The sequence below is a fragment of the Janibacter hoylei PVAS-1 genome (assembly GCF_000297495.1).
Lineage (GTDB): Bacteria > Actinomycetota > Actinomycetes > Actinomycetales > Dermatophilaceae > Janibacter > Janibacter hoylei.
In genome coordinates this window covers 1-6,195 of sequence record NZ_ALWX01000105.1, presented here as the reverse complement: position 1 = coordinate 6,195, position 6,195 = coordinate 1, and the positions used below count along the sequence as shown (strand labels likewise).

The 6,195-nt window shown below is 68.5% G+C and carries 6 protein-coding genes and 2 pseudogenes; 4 read left to right on the top strand and 4 right to left on the bottom strand.

The window, feature by feature from the left end:
• The 4 genes from B277_RS15410 to B277_RS15400 form a co-directional block, all read right to left on the bottom strand.
• Nucleotides 1–613: replication initiator (locus tag B277_RS15410; protein WP_007930009.1), on the bottom strand; the 613-nt coding region annotated here is incomplete at its 3' end.
• A 174-nt stretch (nt 614–787) separates the two neighbouring features.
• On the bottom strand, nt 788–1,051 hold the full coding sequence (locus B277_RS16310) for a hypothetical protein (RefSeq protein ID WP_007930008.1): 264 nt from the start codon (nt 1,049–1,051) through the stop codon (nt 788–790).
• Nucleotides 1,048–1,362: a WhiB family transcriptional regulator gene (locus B277_RS15405; RefSeq protein WP_007930002.1), complete on the bottom strand. Its 315-nt coding sequence runs from the start codon at nt 1,360–1,362 to the stop codon at nt 1,048–1,050. Before B277_RS15405 ends, B277_RS16310 begins: the two co-directional genes overlap by 4 nt.
• Nucleotides 1,349–2,317 (bottom strand): FtsK/SpoIIIE domain-containing protein, encoded by a 969-nt coding sequence (locus B277_RS15400; protein ID WP_272948429.1) that lies wholly within the window; start codon nt 2,315–2,317, stop codon nt 1,349–1,351. Before B277_RS15400 ends, B277_RS15405 begins: the two co-directional genes overlap by 14 nt.
• Nucleotides 2,318–2,586: 269 nt before the next feature.
• Here B277_RS15400 and B277_RS15395 point away from each other — a divergent pair, with 269 nt between their 5' ends.
• The 4 genes and pseudogenes from B277_RS15395 to B277_RS20425 form a co-directional block, all read left to right on the top strand.
• Nucleotides 2,587–3,957, top strand: coding sequence for an NAD-dependent succinate-semialdehyde dehydrogenase (locus tag B277_RS15395; protein ID WP_007929993.1), 1,371 nt, complete (start codon nt 2,587–2,589; stop codon nt 3,955–3,957).
• Nucleotides 3,958–4,016: 59 nt separating this feature from the next.
• On the top strand, nt 4,017–4,478 hold the full coding sequence (locus tag B277_RS15390) for a DoxX family protein (RefSeq protein ID WP_007929990.1): 462 nt from the start codon (nt 4,017–4,019) through the stop codon (nt 4,476–4,478).
• A gap of 157 nt (nt 4,479–4,635) precedes the next feature.
• Nucleotides 4,636–5,945, top strand: a pseudogene (locus B277_RS15385) (ISL3-like element ISPfr18 family transposase).
• Between the two features lie 117 nt (nt 5,946–6,062).
• Nucleotides 6,063–6,195: pseudogene (locus B277_RS20425) on the top strand (IS3 family transposase); the annotation flags it as partial.

The following is a 6,195-nucleotide window of genomic DNA, read 5'->3' as shown; positions in this document are numbered from 1 at the left end:
CTGGACGGCTCGGACGCCACAGCTCGGGTGCGTGGGAACTGCCACACGACGTGGCCGAGGTAGTCGTAGCAGGTCGTGGCAGATGGGCGAGGCCGACGACGTCGTCGTCCTTGTCGTGGCGTGCCGTGCACGAGAGGGAGCGGCCGTGCTCGCAGGTCTCGCGCCCCCGGGGATGACACATGCGGCCCCCGCGGGTGGAGTGGACAGCCCCGAAGGACGGTGCAGTGACCGTGACGAAGACAAGAGGGTTCTCAGCGACCGCGCCGGGGACGCCCTTCCCGCCCTCGAGGCCGCATCGGATCAGCTCGAAGGTGTCGCGCGCGTAGACGCGGGAGCACGAGGTACACACGGACTCGCGCCGGTTGCCGCAGCGGGTCAGCAGGACGCCGGTCGGCGCTTCGTCCGAGGAGAAGGTCGAGAGCACCTCGCCGGTGGTCTTGTCGACGCTCGAGGAGTGCCCGGCCAAACGAATGGGCCGCTGGCAGAAGCCGACTCGGCTCGCGGCCTGCGCGAAGTCCTCGAGGTGCCTACGCGACAGCAGCTCTTGGACCGCCTCCAGTGAATGTTCGGTCAGGCCCGCGAGAGCGCCGTCGAGTCGCTGGCCGCTCGTCATGCCGTCCACCAGCCCAAGAGATGCAGGACGAGACGCACCAACGCGAGGACCGCGAAGGCCGCAGCGACCCACCGCATCCGTCCCCGGGTACCCGAGTCCCGCATGGTGCTCACGCCTCCCGGGCCGGAATGACCCTGGAAGTTGGGGTCAGTCCCAGGCCCCGTGACTTGGGCATCAGAACTCGCCTACAGCGCCGCGCGCGACCACGCAGTCTTCGCACACGAGATGGTCGACGCCCTCGCCGACGACGTACGCCCAGCCTTCGCAAAAGGTCGTGGCCGCCGCGATGGCATCCGAACTCGTCGGGAAGATCACCCGCCCGTCGACGCGCCGCACGAAGACGGTCTGACACTCGTCGCAGGCAACTGCGGCGCCCCTGCCGAGTCCCGAGCGAAGGGGCAGGACCTGCGATGGCGCGACGGCCAGCATCCAGCTCATGCCGTCTCACCCAGCTCCAGCCCGGGGAGGGTCATGTCGGCCCATTCCGCGGGGATGGTCAGGAGCTGGCGCTTGTGGCGCTCGTCGTCGGTGCTGCCGCCCCACACGCCCCGGTCGTCCCACGTCTGCGCGTAGTCGCGGCACATGCGCTGCACCGGGCACGTGTCGCAGACGAGGAGCGCCTTGTCGGTGTCGTCGTGGCCGCGCTCGGGAAACCACCAGTCGGGGTGCGGGTGGCCTACGCAGGCGCCGTGAGTGTTGAGGGTCGCGAGCGTGCGCGTCGCGGCGCGGGTTCGATCATTCGGGAGCATCGCGGATTCCTTCCAGTGCAATGACGTTGGTTTCTTCAGTCCTGTGAGCGGGGCGTCGCGGTGACCTCTTGCGTGGGCCTCGCGGTCTAGGTGCCCGGCCTCCTTCGTCGGGCTGCGCCGCGGCTGCCTGGACGAACTGCGCTCCTCCCGTGGAGGACTCCTCGAGCGGTGGCACCCAGCGCTTGGCGGCGGGGTAGTGGGCGGCCGTGGCCTTGATCAGGAGATCCGGCCAGTAGTGGGCGCGCACCCGAGCCACAGCGCCTTCCTCGGTCACGAGGTATCCGGCGCCAGGCATGTTCATCGGGATGCGGTGGGCGGGGGCTTCGTCGCTCATGCCCTGCCCCAGGACCATGCGGACCTCGTCGGCGGAGGCGAGGCGAAGGGCGATGGTCTGGGTGAAGAGGCCGCGCGCCGGGACTGTCTCCTTCTTCGGGTCCTGGACGAAGGCCACGACGACCACGCCCATGGCTCGGCCCTGCGTGAGGATCTCGGCCAGGAGCCGATTCCCCTCCTTCTTCACCTCGGCATCGGCGTAGGCCGTGAGCGCCGCGAGCTCGTCGATGACGAGGACGTGAAGTGGATCGCCGGGCATGGCCTCGTGAAGTCGGGACTGGCCGACCATGCGGGTGGCCCGCTCGTCAATGATCGTGAGCAGGTCGCGCAGAACCGTCAGCGCCTGCTCAGGTCGGTAGGCGGTGCGGTACATCAGACCGTCACCCATGGCGATCTCCACACCGCGCTTGAGATCGACGCCGTGGACACGGACGGTGTCTTGGGCGATCCACGGGGCCAGGGAGGCGACGGACCCCCAGAGGACGGAGCCCTTGCCGGAGCCGGATCGGCCAGCGACGAGGGTGTGACGGCCGACGAGCGAGAGACGCCACGGCATCCCGGACTCATCGCGGCCGACGTCGACGGGAGTGAGCATGGACCCGACGTCGACTTGCTCCGGCAGATCCGCGACCGTCGAGGCGGGTGAAGGTAGTCAGGTCAGGGCGCGTGAAGGTAGCGTCAGGCACGTCGAGGTCTTCCGGACGGGTTGTGTGAGAACTCCCATCATCGGAAGACCTCGACCCTCACCCCGACACCGACGCGCCGCCCCAGGTCGCACCACAGCTACACCCTCATCTGTGAAGAGCCGTCAAAAGAGTATTGACAGGAAATGTTTTCTGGGTCGGTCGGAGTTGACACTCGGGACAGAGCTCAATCAAGAGGAGACAGCTCATGGCCTACCGCACCGAGAACCCCGCCACCGGCGTCATCGAGAAGGAGTTCACCTCCGCGACGGATGCTGACGTGACCCGCGCCATCGAGCGTGCCGACGCCGCCTTCAGCACCTGGCGTACTACGGAGGCCGCCGAGCGTGCCGCCGCCCTCGCCAAGATCGCGGACCTCTACGACGAACGAGCCGACGAGCTCGCGGGTGTCATCGGCACCGAGATGGGCAAGCCGCTCGCGCAGGCCCAGGGCGAGGTTGCGCTCGCATCGTCGATCTTCCGCTGGTACGCCTCGCACGGCGAGGACCTCCTCGCCGAGGAACAGCTGAGCATCGGTGACGACGCGAAGTCGGTCGTCGTCACCGATCCGATCGGTGTGCTCATGGGCGTCATGCCGTGGAACTTCCCGCACTACCAGGTCGCACGTTTCGTGGCGCCGAACCTCATGCTCGGTAACACGATCCTGCTCAAGCACGCCTCGATCTGCGCGCGCACGGCCGAGCTGATCGAGGAGATCCTGCACGCCGCGGGCGTGCCGCAGGATGCCTACATCAACCTGTTCGTCAGCAACGAACAGATCACGTCGATCATCGAGGACCCGCGCGTGCGCGGCGTCTCCCTGACCGGCAGCGAGGGCGCTGGCAAGGCCGTCGCGGAGACGGCCGCGCAGAACCTCAAGAAGAGCGTCCTCGAACTCGGTGGCTCCGACGCGCTCATCGTTCTCGACGACGTCGATGTCGCCGAGACCGCCGAGACCGTCGCCACCGCGCGCATGAGCAACGCCGGCCAGGCGTGCAACTCGCCGAAGCGCATCCTCGTGCCGTCCGCGATGTTCGACGAGTTCGTCACCGGCGTCGTCGAGACCGTCGACACCATGACGGTCGGCGATCCCGCGAACGAGAGCACCGACATGGGGCCGCTGTCGTCGATCGAGGCCCGCGATGACGCGATCGCCCAGGTCGAGCGCGCCGTCGAGCAGGGCGCGACGCGGCACACCGGCGGCAAGGCCCTGGAGCGCGACGGCGCCTGGATGTCCCCGGCCGTCCTCACCGGCGTGACCCGGGAGATGGACGCGTTCACGGAGGAGATCTTCGGGCCTGTCGCCGTCGTCTACCCCTACGACTCGATCGAGGAAGCTGTCGAGATCGCGAACGACTCCTCGTTCGGCCTGTCCGGCTCGGTCTGGTCGAAGGACACGACGAAGGCCGAGCAGGTCGCACGTCGTCTCGAGGTCGGGATGACCTACGTCAACGAGCACGGCACGACGAAGGCCGGTCTTCCGTTCGGCGGCGTCCGACGTTCCGGGTACGGGCGTGAGCTCGGGCGCTGGGGCTTCGGCGAGTTCGCCAACACCAAGCTCGTCCGCGTGGCGAAGTGACGCCGACGCCCCGGGCCGAGCCCGCCCGGGACACGAACGATTCGAGGAAGAAGCATCGAATGGCACGGTTCACCCGACTGACCGAATCGCTGCGCTCGCTGGCCGAGCCGGCGCCGCCCGCCACTCGCGGTCAGAACGCGGCCCGCCTCGGCCTCGGTACCTTCATGTCGTTCGCGGGCGCGTCGCACCTGACGTTCGCGCGCGACGACTTCCAGGCGCAGGTGCCCGACTGGTTCCCGATCGACAAGGACGCGGTCGTGCTCGGTTCGGGCGTCATGGAACTCGCGTTCGGTGCGGCTCTGCTCGCGCTGCCGAAGCGCCGTGCCGCCGTGGGGGTGGCCCTGGCCGCCTTCTACGTCGCGATCTTTCCCGGCAACATCGCGCAGTACGCGGAACGTCACGACGCCTTCGGGCTCGACACCGACGGCAAGCGTCTCGCCCGTCTGTTCGGCCAGCCGGCGCTCGTCGCGGCGGCGCTCATGGCCGCCGGCTTCCCACGTCGAGGGATGAAGAAGCGCTGACCCGGAGCCCCCACCGGCCCTCAGGCGGGGCTTGGGGGGTGAACCGGCTCTTCGCAGTTGAGGGTGTAGCCCGGGACCGCCGGCTGGTTCGCGGATAGGCGTCGAGGTCTTCCAGGATGGAAGTTCTCACGCTCACCATCCGCCGGAACACCTCGACTTGCACCACCCTACGTTCGTGACCCCTGACCTGACCACGTTCTGCCGTCTCGACGAGCTCGGCCTTCAAGCCGTCGGGCAGCTGCTCGAGGCTGATCGGGCGGTGCTGGAGTGCCGCGTCGTCGAGGACGACCCGTGGTGTCGGAAGTGCGGCGCGGAGGGCGTGCCGCGTGACACGGTGACGCGGCCGCTGGCGCATGAGCCGTTCGGGCATCGACCGACGACGCTGCTGGTCCGGGTGCGCCGCTACCGGTGCACGCACTGCCGCCGGACCTGGCGGCAGGACACGTCGAAGGCGGCAGCGCCGAGGGAGAAGATCTCCCGCGGCGGGATCGGGTGGCACTCACGGCGATCGTGGTCGACCACCTCACCGTCTCCCGCGCCGCAGCAGGGCTCGGGGTGTCGTGGCATACCGCGAACACCGCGATCATCGCCGAAGGCAAGCGTCGCCTGATCGACGACCCGGCGAGGTTCGACGGGGTCACCACGATCGGTGTCGATGAGCACGTCTGGCGTCACACACGGTTTGGCGAGAAGTACGTGACCGTGATCATCGACCTCACCCCCGCGAGGAACAAGACGGGCCCGGCCAGGCTGCTGGACATGGTCGAGGGCCGCTCGAAGCAGGTGTTCAAGGAGTGGCTCGCCGCCCGGCCTGCGGAGTGGTCGAGCCGGATCGAGGTGGTCGCGATGGACGGGTTCTCCGGGTTCAAGACCGCCGCGGCCGAAGAGCTCCCCGACGCGGTCCCGGTGATGGACCCGTTCCACGTCGTCCGCCTGGCCGGCGACGCGCTCGACCGGACCCGGCAGCGCGTCCAGCAAGACACACTCGGGCACCGCGGTCACGCCGGCGACCCGCTCTACGGGGTCCGCCGCACCCTCCACACCGGCGCGAGCTTCCTCACCAAGAAACAGACCGCGCGGCTCGACGCGGTGTTCGCCGCCGAGGAGCACGTCGAGGTCGAAGCGACCTGGGGCATCTACCAGCGCATCGTCGCCGCCTACCGCGAACCCGACAAGAACAAGGCGAAGGAGATGATGCGGGCGGTGATCGACTCTGTCAGCAACGGCGTCCCCGCGCTGCTCAAAGAGATCCGTCACCTCGGCCGCACGCTGAAGCATCGCGCCGCGGACATCCTCGCGTTCTTCGACCGCCCCGGAACGAGCAACGGCCCAACGGAGGCCATCAACGGCCGGCTCGAGCACCTTGGCGGTTCCGCCCTCGGCTTCCGGAACCTCACGCACTACGTCGCCAGATCGCTCCTCGAAGCCGGCGGATTCAGACCGCTCCTACACTCTCATTCGCGATGAGCCCAATTAGCCCTCCCCGGAAGGACCAGCGATGGGAACAGCAACGCCGCAACCGAAGCGAAGTGAACCGCACTGGGTTGGTTGGAGTCTCCATCGTTTGGAAACGAGGATGTACTCATGCCGAAGGACCACCACCCCGGGGAAGCCGACCACGCGTCGCTACAGCCCCGACGAGAAGGCCGCTGCGGTGCGGATGGTCAGGACTCTGCGCGCAGAGCTAGCACAGAGCACGGCACGGTCCAGCGCGTCG

Coding starts and splice junctions, on each gene's coding strand:
- B277_RS16310 (WP_007930008.1), bottom strand. CDS start 1,051: ATGAGCTGGATGCTGGCCGTCGCGCCATCGCAGGTCCTGCCCCTTCGC.
- B277_RS15395 (WP_007929993.1), top strand. CDS start 2,587: ATGGCCTACCGCACCGAGAACCCCGCCACCGGCGTCATCGAGAAGGAG.
- B277_RS15390 (WP_007929990.1), top strand. CDS start 4,017: ATGGCACGGTTCACCCGACTGACCGAATCGCTGCGCTCGCTGGCCGAG.
- B277_RS15405 (WP_007930002.1), bottom strand. CDS start 1,362: ATGCTCCCGAATGATCGAACCCGCGCCGCGACGCGCACGCTCGCGACC.